Genomic DNA, 20659 nt, shown 5'->3' on the forward strand with positions numbered 1-20659 from the left:
CGTCCGGTCCGGCCCGCTGGGAGGCACACCGCCTCCGGGGCGGTGACCATGAGAAGAAGGCGATACGCCGCTGCGGCGCGCGCTCCCACCGAGTGGGAGAGGAGAACGACCTATGGGCAGAACGGGCCCCGCGCAACCCGGCGCCCCGGACCGGCCCGGTGCCGACTCGTCGCCCACCGGCCTGCTCGATCTGCTGAGCGTCGCCGCGGTCGTGCTGGACGCACACGGACGCGTGGTGTTCTGGAGCCCGCAGGCGGAGGAGTTGTTCGGGTACAGCGCGCAGGAGGCGCTGGGCCGGTTCGCGGCGCAGCTGCTGGTGCACCAGGAGCACTGGGACGAGGTGATCTCGCTGTTCGGCGAGGTCATGGAGTCCGGCACCGACTGGGCCGGGGCGTTTCCGGTCCGGCACAAGGACGGCAGCACCCGGCTGGTGGAGTTCCGCAACATGCGGCTGCTGGACGATCTGGGAGACACCTACGCCCTGGGCCTGGCCGTGGACCAGGCGACGGTGGCCCGGGTCGAGCGGGGCGTGGCCCTGTCGGCCCGGCTGGTGTCCCAGTCGCCGATCGGCCTGGCCATCCTGGATCCGGACCTGCGCTACGTGACGGTGAACCCCGCACTTGAACGCATCCACGGCATCCCCGCCGCCGAACATCTGGGCCGGCGCGTGCGCGACGTCCTGACCTTCCTGGACACCGAGGCCGTCGAGGGCCGTCTGCGCCAGGTCCTGGAGTCCGGACAGCCGGTGTCCGACCGGTACGTGGTCGCCCGTACGGCGGCCGATCCGCACCGCGAGCACGCCTGGTCGGTGTCGTACCACCGGCTGGAGGACGCCCTCGGCCGGGTGATCGGTCTGGCCACGTCCGTCATCGACATCACCGAACGCCACGAGGCCTCCCTGGCGACGACACGCGCCCGGAACCGCCTGGCCCTGATAGCCCACGCCTCCGCGTCCATCGGTACGACCCTCGACGTGGAGCGGACGGCACACGAGCTGGCCGGTGTCGTCGTACCCGACCTGGCCGACGTGGCCGCGGTCCACGTGCTCGACAGCGTGCTGTGCGGGCGCACCCCCTCGGACACCGGCCCCGCCCGCTTCCGCGTCGCCGCCGTCGCGGCGGCACCCGCCTGCGCAGCGGCACAGGCGGCGGCCGACCCGCCCGGAGGACTCGCCGCCTACGACAGCGACCGTCTCCTCACGCAGTGCGTACGCACCCGCCGACCGGTGCTGGTGGCCGAGACCACCCGCGGGGACCTGCGGCACATCGCCCGCACCAGCGAGGCCGCCTCCCTGCTGGAAACGGCCGGTGTGCACTCCTACCTCGCGGTGCCGCTCCTGGCCCGCGGTGAGATCCTCGGCGCGCTCAGCCTGGAGCGCGCCGGCACACCCGCGGCGTTCGACGAGGACGATTCGCTCCTCGCCTGCGAACTGGCGGCACGCGCCGCGACCTGCATCGACAACGCCCGCTGGTACCAGAGCGTGCGCGACACCGCCCTCACCCTCCAGCGCCGCCTGCTCCCCGAGCTGCCGTCCCGCCTGCCCGGACTGCGGATCGCCTGCCGCTATCTGCCGGCCGGAGCCGTCACCGGGATCGGCGGAGACTGGTTCGACGCCATGCGCCTGCCGGGCGACAAGACCGCTCTGGTCGTCGGGGACGTGATGGGCAGCGGCATCAACGCCGCCGCGAGCATGGGCCAGTTGCGCAGCGCCACCCGCGCCTTCGCCCAACTGGACCTCGATCCGGCCGAGGCCCTCCACCACCTCGACCGGCTGACCGAGGACGTCGAGCACACCATCGCCACCTGCGCCTACTGCCGGTACGACCCCGAGCGGGGCGAGTGCCGTGTCAGCGTGGCCGGTCATCTGCCGCCGGCCCTCGTCCGGTCCGGCCGGCCGGCCGGGCTGCTGGACGTCCCCTCCGGCGTGCCGCTGGGCGTCGGCGGATGGGCCTTCGGGACGACGGCCTTCCCCTTCCGCCCCGGCGATCTGCTCGCGCTGTACACCGACGGGCTGGTCGAGACGCGTGAGGACCCCATCGACGCCCGCCTCGGCCTCCTCTGCGAAGCCCTGAGCGACGCGCACGGCCCAGATCTGGGGGAGACGTGCGACAGGGTGCTGGACACTCTCCGGCCCCCTGCCGGCGACGACGTCGCCCTCCTCCTGGCCCGTGCCCAGCCCTGACCGGCACCCGGCGGGCACGATGCCGGCAGGTCTTCGCGGCCACCCCCGCCGCCGCGCCGCCCGTCCGCGACGTGCGCGGGTCGCGTGGGCCGCGCGGGCTCACGTGTCGAGATCATCGAACTGGTCGAGGAGGAAGTCGACCGGTGCGTGGCTCGTGGCCGGAGACCCGTCGCCGAGGAGCTGTTCCGCCCAGATGACCTTGCCGCGTGGCGTGTACCGCGTCCCCCACCGCTGGGCGAACTGCGCCACCAGGAACAGGCCCCGTCCACCCTCGTCCGTGGTGGCCGCCCGCCGCAAGCGCGGCGAGGTGCCGCTGCCGTCGGACACCTCGCAGATCAGACAGCGTCCGTACAGCAGCCGCAGTCTGACCGGCGGTGAGCCGTACCGGATCGCGTTCGTGACCAGTTCGCTCAGGATCAGCTCCGTGGCGAACCCGATCTCCTCCAGCCCCCACTCCCGCAACCGGGTCCTGCCCTGGGCCCGCACCGAGGGAACCACCGCCGGGTCCGACGGCACGTCCCACTCCGCCACGCGCTCGGGCGGGAACCTCCGGGTACGTGCCGCCAGCAGCGCGATGTCGTCGTCGGCGTGCGACGGCTTCAGCGCGTCGATCACCGCCTGACACGTCTCCTCCGGAGTGCGCTCCCCGGATCCGTCCAGCGCCGCGATAAGCCTCTCCATCCCGAGGTCGGCGTCCTGGCTGCGGTCCTGGAGGAGGCCATTGGTGTAGAGCACGATCTGCGAGCCCTCGGGAAGGGACAGCTCGGCGGTCTCGAACGGATAGCCGCCCAGACCGAGCGGTGTCGAAGCCGGCACGCCGGAACAGACGACCGTCCCGTCCGGGTGCACCACCACCGGCTCCGGGTGTCCCGCGCGGGCCATCGTGAAGACCCCCGACACCGGGTCGTAGACCGCGTAGAGGCAGGTCGCCCCGGTCATGCCCGTGCCCTCCTGGCCCGGCGCGGCATCACCCGTGTCCTCCTCGTCATCCATGCGGACGACGAGGTCGTCCAGGTTCCCGAGCACCTCGTCCACGGGCAGGTCCAGGGTGGCGAAGTTGTGCACCGCGGTGCGCAGCCGGCCCATCGTCGCCGCCGCGTGCAGCCCGTGGCCGACGACGTCCCCCATCACCAGGGCCACCCGGACGCCCGGCAGCGGGATGACGTCGAACCAGTCCCCGCCCACCCCCGCCTCCGCGGGCAGATACCGCCAGGCCACCTCCAGCGCGTCCTGATCCGGCTGCCCCCGCGGCAGCAGGTTGCGTTGCAGCGTCACCGCCATGGCGTGCTCGCGGGTGAACCGGCGGGCGTTGTCGATGGCCACCGCCGCCCGCGCGGCCAGCTCCTCCGCGAAACTGAGGTCTTCGGGCTCGAACGCCGGGGAGTTGGCCATCCGGTAGAAGTTCACCACGCCCAGCGGCACGCCCCGCGCCCGCAGCGGCACGGCCACCAGCGACTGCAACCCACCCTCCAGGGCCTTCTCGGCACGTTCCGGATCCTGTTCCCACCAGCCGAGCGCCTGCCGCAGGTCCGCCTCCGACACGATCCGCCCCTCCCGGAGCGTGCGCAGCTGCGGGGTCCGGGCCGAGTACGTGATCACCTCGCCGATCGGATACACCGGCACCACCTGCTGATCGCCGCCGATCGCCGCCCGGCGCAGCCGCCGCCAGCCCTCCGGCGTCGGCTCCCAGCCGCGCAGTACCGCGTCGAGCAGGTCCACCGTCACCAGGTCGGCCAACCGAGGAGCCGCGACGTCGGCCAGCTCCTGGGCCGTCCGCTCCACGTCCAGCGTCGTGCCGATCCGCACCCCGGCCTCGTACAGCTGCTTCAGCCGCTCCCGCGCCACCTCGGCCCGCCCCGAGACCGCCGCCAGCTCCGTGGTGTCCCGCAGGGTCACCACGATGCCTCCCCGGTCGCCCTGCGGGTACGCCAGCCGCTTGTTCACCAGCAGCACCCGGTCGCCGGCGACATGGACCTCGTCGGTGACCGCCTCCGGCGACGACAGCAGACGCGTGATCGGCTCCGGCAGTCCCAGCTCCCGCACCTGGCGTCCCCGCACGTCCGCCGGCAGTCCGAGCAGCCGCGTCGCCTCGTCGTTGGCCAGCAGCAGCCGCCCGTCGGCGCCGGTGATCAGCACTCCTTCCCGCACCGCGTGCAGGACCGCGTCGTGGTGCTCGTACAGCTGCGCCAGCTCGGCCGGAGCCAGGCCGCGGGTCTGCCGCCGCAGCCGCCGCGCCACCATCGCCGTTCCCGCTACGGACAGCGCCAGCGCGGCGGCTCCGCTGCCCAGGATGATCGGCAGCTCCGGCAGCCACAGGGCGGCCACGTTCTTGACCGTGATCCCGGCGGAGACCAGGCCGACCACCGTGCCGTGAGCATCGGTCACCGGGACCACCGCCTGCACGGCTGTCCCCCTGCCCGTGGGAAGGGGTGGCCCGCCGGCGTGCTCGATGACGGTACGGCCGTGCAACGCCGGGGCGATGGTGCCGACGAACTTCTTCCCGATCTCGCGCGGATAGGGGTACGTGTAGCGGATCCCCTGTGTGTTCATGACGACGACGAAGTCCAGGTCCGTCCGTTTCCGTGCCGCCTCGGCACGCGGCTGGAGAAGCGCCGTCGGATCACGGCTGCGCAGCGCCGCGGCCGTGCCGGGGGCACTCGCGAAGGACTGTGCCGCGACCACCGACTCACGACGCCCCTGCTCCAGGGCGTCCTGCGCCGTCTGGAACACCATGGCCACCACCGCGGCCACCACCAGCAGGAACACGATGGTGACCTGGAGAAGCAACACCTGTCCGGCCGTGCTGCGCAGCTCCAGCAGGCCAGCCGGGTGTCGCCGCGAGCGCCCGGTGAGCGGACGACGTTCCGGGGACCGAGGCCGCCCGGAAAATACCTCCATACACCCTTGATAACACCGCTACGGGTCGCCCGACGCGAATCACACCCCCCGGCCTGAATCACCGGACGACGACCCTCCTCATCGCCCGGCGGAGGAGTCCTCATCGGCGGGGGTGATCATGCCGGCCGCCGTCCCACGACGGGACGGCGCACGGGCCTGCGCCTCCATACCCGGGATGCCCAGGTGCACCCGGTCCGGTCGGCCCGCCGAGGTGCGGACCGCGGCCGAGGGCGAAGTGCTGGACCGGCTCAAAAAACCGGAACCCGTTCGGGGGTGAACATGCATGGGATCATAACGACGGGGTAACCGCCGCCTTGTCGGCCGTTCCGCGGCGGGCAGTGGCAATTGGACCGAACTCGGGAGGGGAAGCCTCATGGCGCTCATGAGCACGCCGGCAACGCTTACGCAGACGAACGAGCTGCCGGAAGTGGCGGACCCCTCCCAGGTGGCACCTCAGGACGCGCGGGAGTTGTCCCGGGTGTTCTTCGAGCAACTCGCGGTGCTGGAGGAGGGCACGGCCGAGTACAGCTACGCCCGTAACACGCTGATCGAGATGAACATGTCCCTCGTCCGCTTCGCGGCCGGCCGGTTCCGCAGCCGCGGCCCGGAGGAGATGGAGGACATCGTCCAGGTCGGCATGATCGGCCTCATCAAGGCCATCGACCGGTTCGAGCTGTCGCGGGAGACGGAGTTCACCTCCTTCGCCATCCCCTACATCGTCGGCGAGATCAAACGGTTCTTCCGTGACACGACCTGGGCCGTGCACGTGCCGCGCCGTCTACAGGAGGCTCGGGTCCAGCTCGCCCGTGCCACGGAGGAACTCCGCAGCCGCCTGGGCCGCAACCCGACGGATCGGGAACTGTCGGAGCTGATGAGCCTGCCGGAGGAGGAGGTCCGCGAGGCCCGGCTGGCCGCCAACGGCTACAACTCCGCCTCCCTGGACGCCACGATCGGCAGCAGCGAGGACGGCGAGGCCGCCCTCCAGGACTTCATCGGCACCGAGGACACGGCCCTGGAGCTGGTGGAGGACTTCCACGCGCTCGCACCGCTGATCGCCGAACTCGGTGAGCGGGACCGGCAGATCATCCACATGCGGTTCGTGGAAGAACTCACCCAGGCCCAGATCGGCGAACGTCTCGGCGTCTCCCAGATGCACGTCTCCCGGCTGCTGTCGCGCACGCTGGCCCGGCTGCGTGAAGGCATGCTCACCATGAGCTGAGGGCCGCCCGGCATGAGTTGAGGGCCGCCCGGCATGAGCTGAAGGCCGGCCGACAGGAGTTGAAGGCCGTCCGTCGCGACGAGGCCCGCCGCACTCGCGGCGGGCCTCCTTCGTCGTACAGGTAGCGCACTCGTACAGGTAGCGCACTCGTACTGGTAGCGCACCCGCGAGAAGCCGAACCCCGGGCCGGATCCCGCCGCCAGGCCGGAGCCGGCGTGAAGGCGCGGTCAGTAGGAGAACTCAGTGGACCGGAAGTTCTCCTGCCGGCCGTTGGCTCCGTCCTGGATCCATACTTCCAGGCTGATCCTGTCGCCGCGCCTCGGCGTGGACCAGAACGGATCGATTCCCAGGCCACCGCCGGCAGTGCATCCGTTCGCCCCGTCCTTGTCCTCCGCCCAGCCCACGATGGCCCCCGTGGTCAGGTTCGTGGCCAGGGCCATGGCACGTCGGCCGTCAGCCTTGGTGTCGCAGACCTCGACGCGTTGGTAGTAGCTGTGCACGAACGCTTTGGCACCCGTGGTGTACAGGGGGTTCTCCGCCGCGTGGGCAGGTGTCGTCGCCGCCACCACCGCCCCGAGTACCAAGGCGGTGGTGGCAGGAACGAGTCCGAACAGACGACGCTTTCGCATGTGCCCTCCTGGTCTCCTTGCCGCTGTGGCCCTGCGGCAGCGGTTGCGCTGACGCGTGCGCCGGGCCGTGCGGCGTCGGTTTCGGCGGCCGGGGGTGGCGCGTGCTTCCCGGCTGGTGGGGAGCATGCTGTCCACCAGCGGGCCGGAGCAACGGAACGCGGGTGTCCCGGACAGTCCGCCGGCGTCCGGACCGGTCAAAGCCCTGTCCGGATGTTCTCCGGACAGGCGCGGCGAACCCGGTTTCCCCTCGACCCGGTACGTGCCGGCCGATGCAGCAGCCGCGTTCGCGGGTGGGGAGGGTCACTTGACGGAACCGCCGGTGATGCCGGCGGCGACGTACTTCTGGGCGAGGACGAGCAGGATCACCGCGGGCACCGCGAGCACCGCGGACAGGACGGACGCGGCCATCACCGAGCCCCAACTCACCGACGTGCGCGCCCATGTATGCGGCGGCGCAGCCGGGCCGGGCCCGGCGCGTCCGGCCGGACGAGTCCTACGGCAGCCAGTCCGCGAAGACCTCCGGCAGGCGGTTCAGGTCCTCGGCCGTGACCGTCACGAGACGCAGGCCGTGGTGGCGGGCCAGCTCCCGCTTGCGTGCCACCTTCGCCGCGTACGCCTCCTGCGTCATCAGCCCCAGGGCCTCGACGAACGTGCCGTCCGCCAGCCGCCAGTCCGCCCGCAGGCCCGTCGTGTTGAGTTCCGGGTGGCGCGGATAGGCGGGCTCCGGCTCGTGGGCCACGCCCCAGTGGTGGAGGAAGTCGTCCACGTGCCGCTCGAACAGGGAGCGGCACAGGTGCCCGTCCGTGGCCTTCGTCGCCGTACCCATCGACGTCCGCACCCCGTCCGTGAGCAGTTCCGCGTACCCCAGCCACTCCGTCCAGGTGCGGGCCGGGCGCACCGGGCGGTGGCTCAGCAGCGCGGAGCCGGGCCGCGGCACCAGGAAGCGGCACAGCAGCGCCTCGTCGACCAGGCCGGGATCCCCGAACGGCACACAGACGCGGTCCAGTTGGGCGAGCGACGGCGGCCCGGAGAACTCGATCTCCGCGAGCCTGCGCAGCGCGTAGACCATCGCCTCCGTCCACGGGCCGTCGTTGCCGGTGTCCCGCAGTACCCCGGCCCGCGCGAGGGTGCAGCAGCCGTGGCAGTAGAAGAGCCCCGGGCGTGCCGACTGCGCGGGGCGTCCACAGAGCCGGCACGGCCCGCGTTCCACCAGGTTCACGGGGGCCGCGAAGAGCCCCTCCAGGGCACGCCGGTAGTACGGGTTGTCCGCCGCGTCGTCGACGAGCCGCGGCAGCAGGCTCCCGGTGCTCGCGGCCGGCGACCGCCCGCCGTCGGGCTTCGCGGCGAGCCAGCGGCGGTGGGGCTCCGGGATCAGCCGCTGCACGGCGGCCGTCACCCGGCTGGAGCGGCTGACCGGGCTGATCTCGGCCGGCGCGACCGCGGCCCGGAGGTTGTGCCACTCCACCTCCTCGCGCGGCGCGCCCCGAGTCACGAGCAGCGGCCGCACTCCGTGCCGCCGCAGCAGCACCGTCAACGGTTCGGCGAACGCCGCGGCGTACACGGTCAGCGTGCCCGAGTCCGGGTCGAACCAGCCGGCTTCGGCAAGGACCTTGCGCGCCACCCCGGGCTTCGAGAGCCGGATCGACCACGTGTCGCCGCCCACGACGACCATCGCGTCCGGGAAGTCGCCGAGCGCCGTCAGGTCCTCGGGCGCGTCCGCCTCCACCCCGTGCGCGCGCAGCGCGTCGAGCGCCTCGGCGCGGACCCGCTCGTCCACGAGGGTGAGCGGACCGTGCGGATGGTGGTACTGCCCGACCTCCACGCCGGACTCGTCCAGCACCAGGATCCGGGTGTGCTGGAAGACGGACCGGGTGACGGCACGCAGGTCGCGGAAACCGTGCGCCGAGTTCCGGTACGTCTCCCAGGCGCCCAGGAGCGGCCGTGCCTCGGCGTCCCGGCGCTGCCGCGCGCGGTCCCGCTCGGTCTCCCGGCCCCAGCCGCCGCCGGCGGCGCGATGGCTCAGGCCGGTCCGCAGCCGGACGGCGAACCGCTCGGCCAGCGCCCGGCGCAGGCCCCGCTCGACACCGTCCGGAGCCGGCTCCGGCTCCGGGTTCCGCTGGGCTTCCCGCTGGTGCTCGGCCAGGTAGGCGTCGACGAGGGCTCGCACGGTCTGCCGCTCGGGCAGCAGCACCCGTACGGAGCCGATGGCGTATCCGAACGCCTTCTGCTTCGCCCAGGACACCAGCTCGTCGCGGCTGGGCTCCCAATCCGCGCCGGCCTCGGCAGCGTCGTACTCGTCGGCCTCGTCATCACCGTATTCCTCGTACTCGTCGTACTCGTCGTGGAAGCGGCTGTCGGATTCGAGGTCGTACAGCTCGATCCACCCGTGACAGCCGACGGGGGTCCCGGTCTCCTCGGTGAGTCTGCGGATGCTCTCGCTCGTGACGTGCAGCGCACTGCTGTAGAGGTAGCCCATGTGCCGGTCGAGAACGGAACCGCCGTGTCCCGGCAGGGCGGCGACCGAGACGGCACGCGTGTCGTAGTCGTTGTCGGGCCGGGGGACGAGACCGACGCGCACGGGTATGACGGCATCGCACTGCGCCTTGGAGGGCGCCGGCCTGACGGCCTCCTTCCGCAGCCGGCTCAGGAGGTACGAGCGCAGCGCGGGGACGGAGTCGTCGAAGACCGCGAACGATGAGGCGAAGTCCTTCGCCGGGTCGCCCGGGAGCATGAGCAGGCCGACGTCGGAGGCGTAGCGGATGGTGTCTCGGCGCGACATGCGCGGATTATGTCAAAGGCATATGCATATCCGGTGATCGGGTCGGGTGGAGAGACCTGGTCGGCTCGTGGCGAGGCGTCCGCGGTCGTACGGTGGAAGAAGCCGGAGGCGCGCCCCGCATCACCCGCGGTGGTGTCGGCCCCGCCACAGGCCTGGGCGCCAGGGCTCGGACGGGTCCAGCGGCCCGTCCCGCAGGGAGAAGGCCGGATACCCGCCCCAGGAGGCGTCCGCGGAGAACGTCTCCGGACCCGGCTACGGCTCCTCGAAGGCCCACGTCGACGGGTGGATGGCCGGCAACCGGGGGCGCCGGTCCACCATCCTGGACTGTGAGTACAAGGAGACGGGGATCGGTGCGAAGGGTGCGTACGCCGTCCAACCGTTCGCTGTCAGGTCGGCGTAGCCGGCCGGCCGCGCCGGCGACGAAGGAGGAGACCACACCTCGCCGAGCGCCGCTCGGCGCCGTTCCCACGCGGATGCGGCACCACCTGAGCCGTATCGGCGTGCCGATCCCGGAAAGCAGGTGCGTCCCATGCGCACGACGACCCGTATCGCCGGTGTGCTCACCGGACTTACCCTCGCGCTCGGCGGCGCCGCACTCATGGCGCCCGCCGCCCACGCGGACATCGCGTCCTGCGTCAACCAGGTCGAGCGCGAGCTGCGCGGCGGTGAGGCCCCGGACTCCGTCAGGATGGCGTGCTACGTCGGTCTGACCGGCAATCACGACCAGTGCGTGTCCGACCTGGCCAGGGACGGCGTCACGAACGCGACCGCGGTGAGCGCCTGCCGGGTCGCCCCCGAGTAGGAGGTCCGCCGACACGGCCGCCGGCCGGCCGTGGGACCGCCGCGAGGGGCGTGCCGGCGCCGGGTCCCCGCTCGGGTCACCCGGCGGGGAGTCGGTGAACAGTGGTGTCGTCGGCGTCCAGCCGTCGCCCGTTCGCGGACCGATCGGCAAGGACCACCGGTCGCCGATCGCGTCCACCGACCGGGCGACGGGGTATCCGCTGTCAGCTCCCCGTACGGGCGGTGATCAGCTTCCCGTGCCGACCAGGTCATGCGGGCTGAAGGTGCGACGGTAGGCGGCGGGGGAGACGCCGAAGGCCGTTCTCATGTGCGCCCGCAGGGAGTTCGCGGAGCCGAAGCCGGCCCGGTGCGCCACCAGGTCGATCGGCAGGTCGGTGGTCTCCAGCAACTGCTTGGCCAGTTCCAGGCGTTGCGCGGTGAGCCACTGCACCGGGGTCATGCCGACCTCGTCGCGGAACCGGCGGGTGAAGGAGCGCAGGCTCATCCGGGCGTGCTCGGCGAGCCGGGCGAGGGACAGCGGCTCGCCGAGATGCTCCAGGGCCCAGGCCCGGGTGTCGGTGGTGCTGGCGACGGTGGGTTCCGGGACCGGGCGGTCGATGTACTGGGCCTGTCCGCCGTCCCGCCAGGGCGGCACTACGCACATGCGGGCGGCCCGGTTGGCGGCGGCCGCGCCGTGGTCGCGACGGATCATGTGCAGGCACAGGTCGACACCCGCGGCCACGCCCGCGGAGGTCAGTACGTCGCCGTCGTCCACGAACAGCACCTCCTCGTCGAGCTTGACCCTGGGGTAGGCCCGGCGGAACTCCGGAGCCAGGTTCCAGTGGGTGGTGGCCGGCCGGCCGTCGAGCAGCCCGGCGGCGGCGAGCACATAGGACCCGGTGCAGATGGACACCAGCCGGGTGCCGGGACGGATGCGGGCGATGGCCGCGGTGACGTCGGCGGGCAGCGGGCCGCCGAGGCCCAGTTCGGGCATGGCGTGCGTGGGCGGGACGATCACCGTGTCCGCGGCGGCCAGGGCCTCCGGCCCGGCCGCCGGCTGCACGGTGAAGCCGGCGTCGCTGAGCACCGGGGCGCCGTCGGCGGTACAGACGGTGACTTCGTAGAGCGGGCGTCCCTCGGCGTCCTGCACGCTGCCGAAGACGCGCGAGGGGATGCCCAGCTCGAAGGGCGGGACCCCGGGCAGCGCGAGCACGGCGATCCGGTGCGGCCGGGGCACCGCATCGGCCTGGCCCCGCGCGTCGTCGTCCGTCTCCCACCGCGTTCCACTCATGGCCCGATCCTGTCACATAGTGGCCGGACGGCCAACACCGCGGAGGGTCGGGGTGCCGGATCGTGGACCGTGTCGCGCCGGGGACCACCCGGTCCGGCGAACCGATCGAGACAGAGAGCAAGGCGGAACAGCATGCGTGCGGTGGTCGTGGAGCAGTGGGGCGGACCCGAGAACCTCGTCGAGCGTGAGGTGGAGCGCCCGGAGCCGGGACTCAACGAGGTCCTGGTCCGGGTACACGCGGCCGGAGTGAACCCGGTGGACTGGAAGACCCGCGCCGGCGGGGCCCTCATCGAGTGGGGCACCGTCCCGGCGGTGGGCTGGGACGTGTCCGGCACCGTCGAGGCCGTCGGCCCCGGTGTGGGGATGTTCCGTCCCGGTGACGAGGTCTTCGGAATGCCGCTGTTCCCGCGCCAGGCGGGCGGCTACGCCGAGTACGTGGTGGCGCCGGCCCGGCACCTCGCCCCGAAGCCGGCCGGTCTGACGCACGTCGAGGCGGCGGCCCTGCCGCTCGCCGCGCTGACCGCCTGGCAGGCGCTGGTGGACGCGGCGGACGTGCGCCCCGGTGAGCGGGTGCTGGTGCACGCGGCGGCCGGCGGTGTGGGCCACTTCGCCGTGCAGATCGCCAAGGCCCGCGGCGCGTACGTCATCGGCACGGCCAGCGCCGGCAAGCACGACCTGGTGCGTCAGCTGGGCGCGGACGAGGTGATCGACTACCGGGCGGTACGGTTCGAGGACGTCGTGTCCGACATCGACGTGGTGCTGGACGGGCTCGGCGGGGAGACGGCGGAGCGGTCCCTGAAGGTGCTCCGAGCCGGCGGCCGGCTGATCACCCTGCCCGGCCCGGACGACGTCCCGGCCGCCCCGGAAGGGGTGCGAGCGGTGTGGGTCCTGGTCGAGCCCGACCACCTGGGCCTGCGCGAGATCGCCGCCCTGGTGGAGCGTGGCGCGCTGAAGCCGGTCGTCGAGACGGTCCTGCCCCTGGCGGAGGCGGCGAGGGCGCACGAGATCGGCGAGCAGGGCCGCACCACCGGCAAGATCGTCCTGACGGTCGCCTGACCGCGGCGCAGTCGGCGGGGGCGTGGAATGGACAGCCCCGGCGGATCCCCGCCGGGGCTGCCACCCGCGGCGCGGGGGATGGGGCTGCCACCCGCGGCGTGGGGATGGGGCTGCCACCCGCAGCGGAAGGACTCCTCCCTCCCGGGTTCCCTCCTCTCCTCTCCTCCCGCACGGCTGCCGGGCAGTTGATCGATGATCGGTGGCCGGTGGCCGGTGGCCGGTGGTGGACTCTCCCACCGTGGGAGAGTCCACGATGGTGGCGTGCGAGACGAACTCCTCACCATCGGGCGCTTCGCCCGCCTGTGCCGGCTCAGCGTCAAGCAGCTACGGCACTACGACGAGACGGGGCTGCTGGCTCCGGTCCGCGTGGACGGCGTATCCGGGTACCGCTACTACGCACCGGAACAGGCCGGTGATGCCCTGACCATCGCCCTGCTCCGAGAGATGGACGTCCCCCTGGCGGTGATCGCCCAGGCGCTGGGCGCCGAGCCCGAGTCCAGGGCGCGGATCCTGCGCGCCGAACGGGACCGGCTGGCCGAACGGATCAGCCGGGACCAGGCGCGGTTGGAGATGCTGGAGCGGCTGGCGGAGGCCGGTCTGCCCGGCCACGAGGTGGTGATGGGCGGAGAGCCGGAGCGACGACTCGCCGTGGTGCGGACGGTCTGCACCCCCGCGGAGATCGGGCAGAAGGTCGAGCAGTGTGTGGGCCGGCTGTTGCCGGCGCTCGGCAGGGCAGGAATCGCATGGGAGCCGCCCCTGTGGGCGCTGTACCCGCTGGATCTCGAAGAGCGGACGCGGATCGCCGTCGGAGTGCAGACGTCGCACGGGGAAGGGGTGCCCGGTCTGGAGTTCGAGACGCTGCCCGCGGGTCCGGTCGCCGAGACGACGCACATCGGGCCGTATGCCCAACTTCCCTTGGCCTACCACGCCCTCTTCGCTGCCGTCCACGAACGCGGACTGCGCCCGCGAGCGCCCGTACGCGAGGTCTACCTGGTCGGGCCGACAGCGGCGCCACGGGAAGCACTGAAGACCCGGCTCCTTCTCCCCGTCCAGGAAAGGACAGCATGAGCACGATGATCGACGTCGACGCCCGCGGTACGCAGCACTGCGAGACGACGGCTCTGGGCGTGCTGCTGCGGCACCAGGGAATCGCGCTGTCGGAGCCCATGCTCTTCGGCCTCGGCTCCGGTCTGTCCTTCATCTACTGGGACGGCAAGAACCTGGGTTTCCCCTTCCTCGGGGGCCGGGTCAAGCCGTTCGACCTCACGAGAAACCTGGCCGCCGGACTCGGACTGGAACTCCGGGTCCAGGAGACCGCCTCGCCACGCAGGGCATGGCAGAACGTGACGGCCCGCATCGACGCCGGCCACCCCGTGGGATTACAGCTGGACAGTCATCACCTGGAGTACTTCGGGTCGAAGGCGCACTTCGGCGGTCACGTCGTCGCCATGTACGGCTACGACGACCGCGACGCCTACCTGGTGGACACCGACCAGCAAGGCGGAGCGGTGACCACCAGCCTGACCAGCCTCGCCCGGGCCAGGGCCGCGCGCGGCCCGATGACCGCCAAGCACCGCTCCTTCACCCTCACCGTTCCGCCGAAGCCGTGCTCCCCGCAGGACCGGATCGTTCCCGCCATCACCGCGTGCGCCGACGCCTTCCTCAACCCGCCCATCGCCAACCTCGGTCATCGCGGCATCGAGAAGGCCGGCAAGCTGGTCCGCACATGGCTCCAGCGGACCGACAACCCGGAGCGGGACCTGCCCCAGGCCGCCCTCCTGATGGAGGAGGCCGGCACCGGCGGCGCCCTCTTCCGCAACCTCTACCGTGACTTCCTCGCCGAATGCGCCGGACGAATCGACAGCAGCCACCTGCGCACCGGCCACGGGCTGTACGCCGAGGCGGCCACCTTGTGGACGGAAGTCGCGGCACTGATCACGAAGGCCGCTGCGGCAGGCGATGCGCGGTGCCTCGCACAGGCAGGCACCGTCCTCGGCGATCTCGCCCGGATGGAGCGCGAGGCCATGCAGGCACTGATCCGCCTGGGGAGACGAGCGCCGAAGTGACGGCCGGCCAGGGAGCCGCACGGCCCCTGCTGCGACGCTGCGACTCGTCGGCTGGCACGGGCGCGGACGGCGCCGAAGTGGTCGATGCCCGACGTCACTGGGACAATCGGCCACTGAGGCAATCGGCCTGTCCGGCGATCGAGGAGGAAGCCCGTGTGTCGCCTGTTCGGCCTCAGCAGCGCACCGAACCGCACCCACGCCACCTTCTGGCTGCTCGACGCACCCGACAGCCTCAGTCGGCAGAGCCATCACGACCCCGACGGTACGGGCCTGGGGTACTTCGCCGCTGACGGCACCCCTCACATCGACAAGGCCCCCATCGCCGCCTACCAGGACCGTGCTTTCGCCGAGGACGCCCGGCAGGTGCAGTCCGCCACGTTCCTGGCCCACGTGCGTTTCGCCTCCACGGGCGGCCTGGACCCCCGCAACACCCATCCCTTCGAGCAAGACGGACGGCTGTTCGCCCACAACGGGGTCATCGAGGGCCTGGAGCAGCTCGACGACCACCTGGGCGACGACCGGTCCCTGGTCGCGGGCGACACCGACTCCGAGCGGTTCTTCGCCCTGATCACGCGGGAGACACGCAAGTACGGTGGCGACGTCACCGCCGGGATCGAGCACGCCGCTCACTGGATCGCCCGGAACCTGCCCGTCTACGCCCTCAACCTGATCCTGATCACCACCGACGAGCTGTGGGCGTTGCGCTATCCGGAGACCCATGAGCTGTACGTGCTCGAGCGTCCGGCGGGCGGCCAGCACGGGGACCGCCATCTGGATCACAGTGGCAGCCACGGCCGCATGCGCGTCCACTCCGCCCATCTGGCCGAGCACCCCGCCGTCGTCGTCGCCAGCGAAAGAATGGACGACAACCCCCGATGGCGCCTGATGGAGCCCGGTGAACTCTTCCACGTCGGCCCCGACCTGCGCACCGACCGGCGAGTGATCCTGCCCTCGGCGCCGACACACCAGCTCAGCCTCGACGACCTGCGCCCCGACGCCGCCGCCTCCCAGAAAGCCGCATAGCGCACAGCCGCACGAACCCCGGCGGGCCGCGGAGACGGGGCGGGCGGGTTGCGACGCGGTTCGGGCGCGCGGATTCGGGCCGGCGGTGCCGGAGGCGCGGGTCCGGTCGGGTCCGGTCGCGTTCGAAGGCGCGGGTCCGGTCGCGTTCGGTCGGCGGTGAACGGCCGCTCAGGACGAGAGCCGTAGTGCGGCACCGGTTGCGGAATCAGATCTTGGTCGTGGAAGATCACGCCCTGCAGGGGGATCCGATGCGCGGTCCAGGGAGCCCGTCTTCCCGTCGCGCGCCTGCTTTCCTTTCTCCAGACCACGTACACCGGCAACATCAGGGGGGACCATGACCGCTCACGACCACGACCGCACGACCAGACCAGGCACGCCGAGCACACCGGAGGAACCCGCGGTACGGGCCGACGAGCGCCCGGCGCCGCCCGCCCGGTCCGGGGGCGCCGCCATGCTCGGCTGGGTGCTCACCATCTCGCTCAACGTGGCCGCCCCGATCCTCACGTACAACGCCCTCCGCGACCAGGGCTGGAGCGAGTTCGCCGCGCTGCTGGCCGGCAGCGCCTGGCCGGTGCTCGACAGCGCCGTACATCTCGCGTGGCGACGTCGCCTCGACGAGTTCGCCGTGGTGACGCTGGTGTTCCTGGTGATCACGGCCGTGGTGTCGCTCGTCGGCCCCCATTCGGCCAGGGCGCTGCTGATCAAGGACTCGGCCGTCACCGGATTGTTCGGGCTGCTGTGCCTGGCCACACTGCTGGCGCCGCGCCCGCTGATGTTCTACTTCGGCCGCAAGTTCGCCACCGACGGCACCCCCGAGAGCACCGCCTGGTGGAACGGCCTGTGGGCGTTCGAAGGGTTCCGCCAGACCGTGCGGACGATGACGACGGTCTGGGGCGTCGCCTACTGCCTTGAGGCGGCCGCGCGGATCGCCTTGTCCTTCGTGCTGGGCACCGACACCATGGTGACCTTGAGCCCGGTCCTGATCTACGGCGTGCTCGGCGCCCTCATCCTGTGGACGACCATGTACGGCAAGCAGGCACGCCGCCGGGGCGAGGAACGTGCCGCCGCGGCCATGGCCCAGGCCTGAGACCGCGTCCGCGCGGCGAGGCGGGTGAGCCGCTCGTAGCAGCACAGGGCGGCCGGAAGCGGCTGCCCTGACGCGCGGCACCACCGACGACGTACGGCCGGAGCGGCCGGCCGTACGTCGTCCCGGCGGGGCCGCCCGCCGCCGGTTGGAGTGCGATCGATAACGATCTCGGCGTACTCCTTGTGCGTAGTGTGATCCGTTTTAGCCTCCCGACATGGGATTTCTTTCAAACCGCCGCAAACGAGTTCGTCTCGCCCCGGAACTCGACGACCAGGAACTGGGCAGGCTGCTGAAGTCCCTACTGGCGACGACCAGGACGGGAACCATCGCCACCACTGACCTGTGCATGGCACAGATGTCACGGCTCCTGGAGCAGGGCCCGGACGACTGGGACCGCCGGACGCATCGCATCAGCGTGCTGGCCGACTTCCTCTCCGCATCACATCTGCCGAAGTCCTGGGCCGCGCGCGAGCCTCGCAATCCGACCGCGCTCGTGCTCCACGCCTGGTCCCAGGTCGCGCAGGCCGGCCCGCGGGCCCAAGGGGGCGACAGGTCCGACGCCGCGGAGAGCTGTCTGCGCGCCGCCGAGCTGGCGCCGGACGATCCCGCCCCCTGGGTGGCCCTGCTCAAGGTGGCCCGCTGGGAACGCTGGAGGCAGCCCCAGGTGTTCGGGGTGTGGAACGAGGTCCTCGCGCGTGACCGCTGGAACCGCGAGGCGTACATGAACATGCTGGCCTATCTCAGCCCGGAAGAGGGGGGCTCCCGCCTTCAGGTTCTGGACTTCGTCGATGCGCTGATCGCCCGGGTACCGGCCAACGCGCCCTGCGTGGCGACGGAACTCACCGCCCAGGTCTTCCAGTACCAGGCCATCCTCGGCCGGGGCGGCTACGAAGCGCTGGTGGCACGCACCCACTGGTCCCAGGGGATGGCCGCTCAGGCACTCGACCGTGTGGTGCACACCTGGGGGCAGCCGGGATTCCTCCGGCACGCCAAGGCGCTCGCCGACCTGAACCTCCTCGCCTACGCCCTGATGGCCGGCGACCGGCGCGCCGAGGCCCGTGCGGTGTTCGAGGCGATCGGTGGTGTCGTCACCGCCTGGCCCTGGCAGATCGGCGGCGACCCTCTCACCGAGTTCGAACAGGCGCAGCGCAGGGCCACCGTCGGTATGTGAGCGGGCGCGGGTGGGCTTCGCAGGCACGGATCCCTGCCGGCGAAGCCGCTCCGACCCGAAGTGGTCCATACCTGATGCCCCGGAGAAGCGCAGGGGCAATGCCGGCGCCTGTCCTTCAGGTTCCGTTGCCGAGCCGGAGCCTCATCGGTCGGTCAGAGTGCGGTCCAGGAGGGAAAGCAGACGCTCCCAGTGGCGCTTGGTGCCGGAGGCGCTGAAAGCGTCGGTGTCGGACATGGTGAAGCCGTGGACGGTGCCGGGGTAGATCTCGGAGGTGCAGTCGACCCCCGCGGCGTCCAGTGCCTGGTTGAGTTCGCCGAGGGCCTCGGGTGTCATGTCGCCTTCGGCGTGGCCGAGGTGGACCCGGGCGGTGATCTTGGAGAACAGTTCGGGCCCGGCGGCGCCCACGGGGCCGTGGAACGCGGCGACGGCGGCCACCTGGCCGGGGTGCGCCGCGGCGGTGCGCATCGCCAGGAGGCCGCCTATGCAGTAGCCGGTCACCGCGACCGGCCCGGTGCCGACCTCGGGACGGGTGGAGAGGAACCCGAGGTAGGCGTCGGCGTCGCGCAGGACACGTTCGGTGGTGTGTGCCTCGACCAGGGGCATCACCTGGGCCATGACCCGGGGCCGGATCTCTCCTCCGATGTGCTCGGGAAGATCGATCACCGGTGCCGGGCCGTGCCGGTAGAAGAGGTTGGGGACGAGCACGTAGTACCCGTGCCCTGCCAGTTCCCCGGCCATCTCCCGCAGTACGGGCCGGATGCCGAAGCCGTCCGCGTACATCAGCACCCCGGGGTGCCGCTCGCCGTCGTCGGGGAAGGCGGCGAACGCGTCGGCCCGGCCGTCCTCGGTGGGAATGTGTAGCGTCTCGATGGGCATGAACTCTCCTGTCGGGTTGATGTGTCGAGCTTGTGATCAACACCGACGGAGGCGGATCCCGTGCGGCAACGCGGGAACCTCGATCGGACAACGGGCCCGCTACGGCCCGTACGGCGCTCAGGAGAGCACCGGGTCACCGATCCGTGTGTGGCGCGACGCCGTCCCGGTAATCATGGTCGTAGAACTTAGTCCACCGGTCCGGGCCGAGGCCAGCCGTTTGGCGCACGGTGCGGCACGGGGGACACTTCCGGCCAATACCACTGACCGCGCGGCAGGTTGAAGCCTCCGCGCGGGCACACCGGCCTCGCGGCTGCCGTCCTCACCGCACCTGCGAAGACCCTGGGCCGATCTCGTCTCGGCCTTGTCGTACAGCCGGGCCGGGAGCAGGGCTCGACCCGCTGTGTCACTTCTCCTGCATCCAGGCGAGCGAAATCCGTACTTCGCTGAATCGCCAGCCCTCCGGCGTCCGCACCGCCGTGTTGGCAACGCGCAGGCCGCTGGTCCGGTAGGGCGGTTCATCGTCGCGATAGAAGTACGTGAGTTCGTTCGCCGTGGCCTTCGCGCGGTCACCGTCGACCTCTATCAGCACGTCGCCGTGCAGGTGGAACGTGCGTTCCCCCTCGACCTGGCTGCCCTTGAGGTAGGCGGTCACCTTCTCCAGGCCGTGCAACTCGCCGCCGCGCGGGGAGTGCACCACCACGTCGTCGGTGTAGACGGTGTGGGCATCGCCGTGACGGTGCTCGTCCAACAGGTTGGCCAGACGGGCGAACAGTTCGACGATCTCGGCGCGGTCGGCGGTTCGGGTGTCAGCGGACACGACGTCTCCTTCGGAGGCAGCCCAATGTTGGTGCGACCAACATTAGTGGAGTGTGTTGGTTCCGCCAACACTGTTACGGTGGTTGCCATGGAAGAAGTCCCCGAGCGCCTGGCGGCGAAGCCGAGCTGGCTGATCACCCAGCTGGCCGTCCACGCCCGTCGGCTGGTGTTCGACGGTTTCACCGCTGCGGGTGCGCGCGGGTACCACTACCGCATCCTGGCCGCACTGGACGAGTTCGGCGCCGCGAGCCAGGCCGAACTCGGCCGGCGGTGCCGCATGGACCGCAGTGACGTCGTGGCGGCGGTCGGCGGACTGGTCGATCAGGGCTTCGTCGACAAGGCGCCGGACCCGGACCACGGCCGGCGCAACAAGGTGACCCTCACCCGGGCCGGTGCACAGCAGTTGCAGCGTCTGGACCGGGCGCTCGACCGGGCGCAGGACGACCTCCTCCAGCCACTGTCCGCCGAGGACCGTGAAGTGCTGACCCGCTTGCTCACCCGGGTCCTCGCTCGCCACGAGCCGAAGTGACCGCCTCTCGGGTAGCGGTGGCATCACGCGTGTGACGGGGGTTCGGGTCCGGGTGCCGGACAAGCCCGTGGCGGGGGGTGCGGTGGCCGGGTGGTCGCCCAGGGCGGCTGATGTCAGTGGCCTGTGGCAGTCTCACGGCCCATGCGCTACGACCGCCTTCATCTACTTCCCCATGGTCTACAGCATGGCGGAAGAAACCTCGGCCCACGCGGCGCAGGTCGCCTCGTCGCTGGGTCTCGTCTGCTACGACCCCCAGA

Annotated in this window: 16 protein-coding genes and 1 pseudogene; 10 read left to right on the forward strand and 7 right to left on the reverse strand. The window is 71.7% G+C overall.

Features of this window, described 5'->3' with window-relative positions:
- Nucleotides 1-112 precede the first annotated feature (112 nt).
- The gene (locus JK361_RS07980) at nucleotides 113-2182 is read left to right on the forward strand and encodes a SpoIIE family protein phosphatase (protein WP_201814926.1); all 2070 of its coding nucleotides are present in this window, start codon (nucleotides 113-115) and stop codon (nucleotides 2180-2182) included.
- Nucleotides 2183-2281: 99 nt separating this feature from the next.
- Here JK361_RS07980 and JK361_RS07985 read toward each other — a convergent pair whose 3' ends face one another.
- Entirely contained in the window at nucleotides 2282-5080 is a 2799-nt protein-coding gene (locus JK361_RS07985; protein WP_201814927.1) for a SpoIIE family protein phosphatase, read from the reverse strand.
- Nucleotides 5081-5453: 373 nt separating this feature from the next.
- Here JK361_RS07985 and JK361_RS07990 point away from each other — a divergent pair, with 373 nt between their 5' ends.
- Nucleotides 5454-6299 carry an RNA polymerase sigma factor SigF gene (locus JK361_RS07990; RefSeq protein ID WP_201814928.1) on the forward strand — a complete coding sequence of 282 codons (846 nt, stop codon included), beginning with the start codon at nucleotides 5454-5456 and terminating at the stop codon, nucleotides 6297-6299.
- Between the two features lie 227 nt (nucleotides 6300-6526).
- Here the strand turns inward: JK361_RS07990 and JK361_RS07995 are convergent, their stop codons facing one another.
- The 3 genes and pseudogenes from JK361_RS07995 to JK361_RS08005 form a co-directional block, all read right to left on the reverse strand.
- Entirely contained in the window at nucleotides 6527-6928 is a 402-nt protein-coding gene (locus JK361_RS07995) for a hypothetical protein (protein ID WP_201814929.1), read from the reverse strand.
- 300 nt (nucleotides 6929-7228) lie between these two features.
- A pseudogene (locus tag JK361_RS08000) lies at nucleotides 7229-7373 on the reverse strand (carbohydrate ABC transporter permease); the annotation flags it as partial.
- A gap of 48 nt (nucleotides 7374-7421) precedes the next feature.
- On the reverse strand, nucleotides 7422-9707 hold the full coding sequence (locus JK361_RS08005) for a hypothetical protein (RefSeq protein ID WP_201814930.1): 2286 nt from the start codon (nucleotides 9705-9707) through the stop codon (nucleotides 7422-7424).
- Between the two features lie 529 nt (nucleotides 9708-10236).
- On the opposite strand from JK361_RS08005, the gene JK361_RS08010 reads away from it, so the two are divergent.
- A complete protein-coding gene (locus tag JK361_RS08010; RefSeq protein ID WP_201814931.1) occupies nucleotides 10237-10509 on the forward strand; it encodes a hypothetical protein in 273 nt (90 codons plus the stop codon).
- 225 nt (nucleotides 10510-10734) lie between these two features.
- Here JK361_RS08010 and JK361_RS08015 read toward each other — a convergent pair whose 3' ends face one another.
- Nucleotides 10735-11778, reverse strand: a complete 1044-nt coding sequence (locus JK361_RS08015; RefSeq protein WP_236052535.1) for a GlxA family transcriptional regulator — start codon at nucleotides 11776-11778, stop codon at nucleotides 10735-10737.
- 132 nt (nucleotides 11779-11910) lie between these two features.
- Between JK361_RS08015 and JK361_RS08020 the strand changes: the two genes are divergently transcribed.
- From JK361_RS08020 to JK361_RS08045, 6 genes are all read left to right on the forward strand, one after another.
- Nucleotides 11911-12834 (forward strand): NADP-dependent oxidoreductase, encoded by a 924-nt coding sequence (locus JK361_RS08020; RefSeq protein ID WP_201814932.1) that lies wholly within the window; start codon nucleotides 11911-11913, stop codon nucleotides 12832-12834.
- 261 nt (nucleotides 12835-13095) lie between these two features.
- Nucleotides 13096-13902, forward strand: a complete 807-nt coding sequence (locus tag JK361_RS08025; RefSeq protein ID WP_201814933.1) for a MerR family transcriptional regulator — start codon at nucleotides 13096-13098, stop codon at nucleotides 13900-13902.
- On the forward strand, nucleotides 13899-14900 hold the full coding sequence (locus JK361_RS08030; protein ID WP_201814934.1) for a BtrH N-terminal domain-containing protein: 1002 nt from the start codon (nucleotides 13899-13901) through the stop codon (nucleotides 14898-14900). The genes JK361_RS08025 and JK361_RS08030 overlap by 4 nt, the downstream gene beginning before the upstream one ends.
- Before the next feature lie 153 nt (nucleotides 14901-15053).
- Nucleotides 15054-15923: a class II glutamine amidotransferase gene (locus JK361_RS08035; protein ID WP_201814935.1), complete on the forward strand. Its 870-nt coding sequence runs from the start codon at nucleotides 15054-15056 to the stop codon at nucleotides 15921-15923.
- A gap of 334 nt (nucleotides 15924-16257) precedes the next feature.
- Nucleotides 16258-17010, forward strand: coding sequence for a VC0807 family protein (locus JK361_RS08040; protein ID WP_307787213.1), 753 nt, complete (start codon nucleotides 16258-16260; stop codon nucleotides 17008-17010).
- Between the two features lie 214 nt (nucleotides 17011-17224).
- On the forward strand, nucleotides 17225-18181 hold the full coding sequence (locus tag JK361_RS08045; protein WP_201814936.1) for a hypothetical protein: 957 nt from the start codon (nucleotides 17225-17227) through the stop codon (nucleotides 18179-18181).
- 141 nt (nucleotides 18182-18322) lie between these two features.
- Here JK361_RS08045 and JK361_RS08050 read toward each other — a convergent pair whose 3' ends face one another.
- Together JK361_RS08050 and JK361_RS08055 are read right to left on the reverse strand one after the other, a co-directional pair.
- The gene (locus tag JK361_RS08050; RefSeq protein ID WP_201814937.1) at nucleotides 18323-19057 is read right to left on the reverse strand and encodes a dienelactone hydrolase family protein; all 735 of its coding nucleotides are present in this window, start codon (nucleotides 19055-19057) and stop codon (nucleotides 18323-18325) included.
- 403 nt (nucleotides 19058-19460) lie between these two features.
- A complete protein-coding gene (locus JK361_RS08055) occupies nucleotides 19461-19874 on the reverse strand; it encodes a nuclear transport factor 2 family protein (RefSeq protein ID WP_201814938.1) in 414 nt (137 codons plus the stop codon).
- 87 nt (nucleotides 19875-19961) lie between these two features.
- Here JK361_RS08055 and JK361_RS08060 point away from each other — a divergent pair, with 87 nt between their 5' ends.
- Nucleotides 19962-20402, forward strand: coding sequence for a MarR family winged helix-turn-helix transcriptional regulator (locus tag JK361_RS08060; protein ID WP_201814939.1), 441 nt, complete (start codon nucleotides 19962-19964; stop codon nucleotides 20400-20402).
- Nucleotides 20403-20659 lie beyond the last annotated feature (257 nt).

Source organism: Streptomyces musisoli (genome assembly GCF_016741855.1).
In the GTDB taxonomy this organism is placed as follows: Bacteria; Actinomycetota; Actinomycetes; order Streptomycetales; family Streptomycetaceae; genus Streptomyces; species Streptomyces musisoli.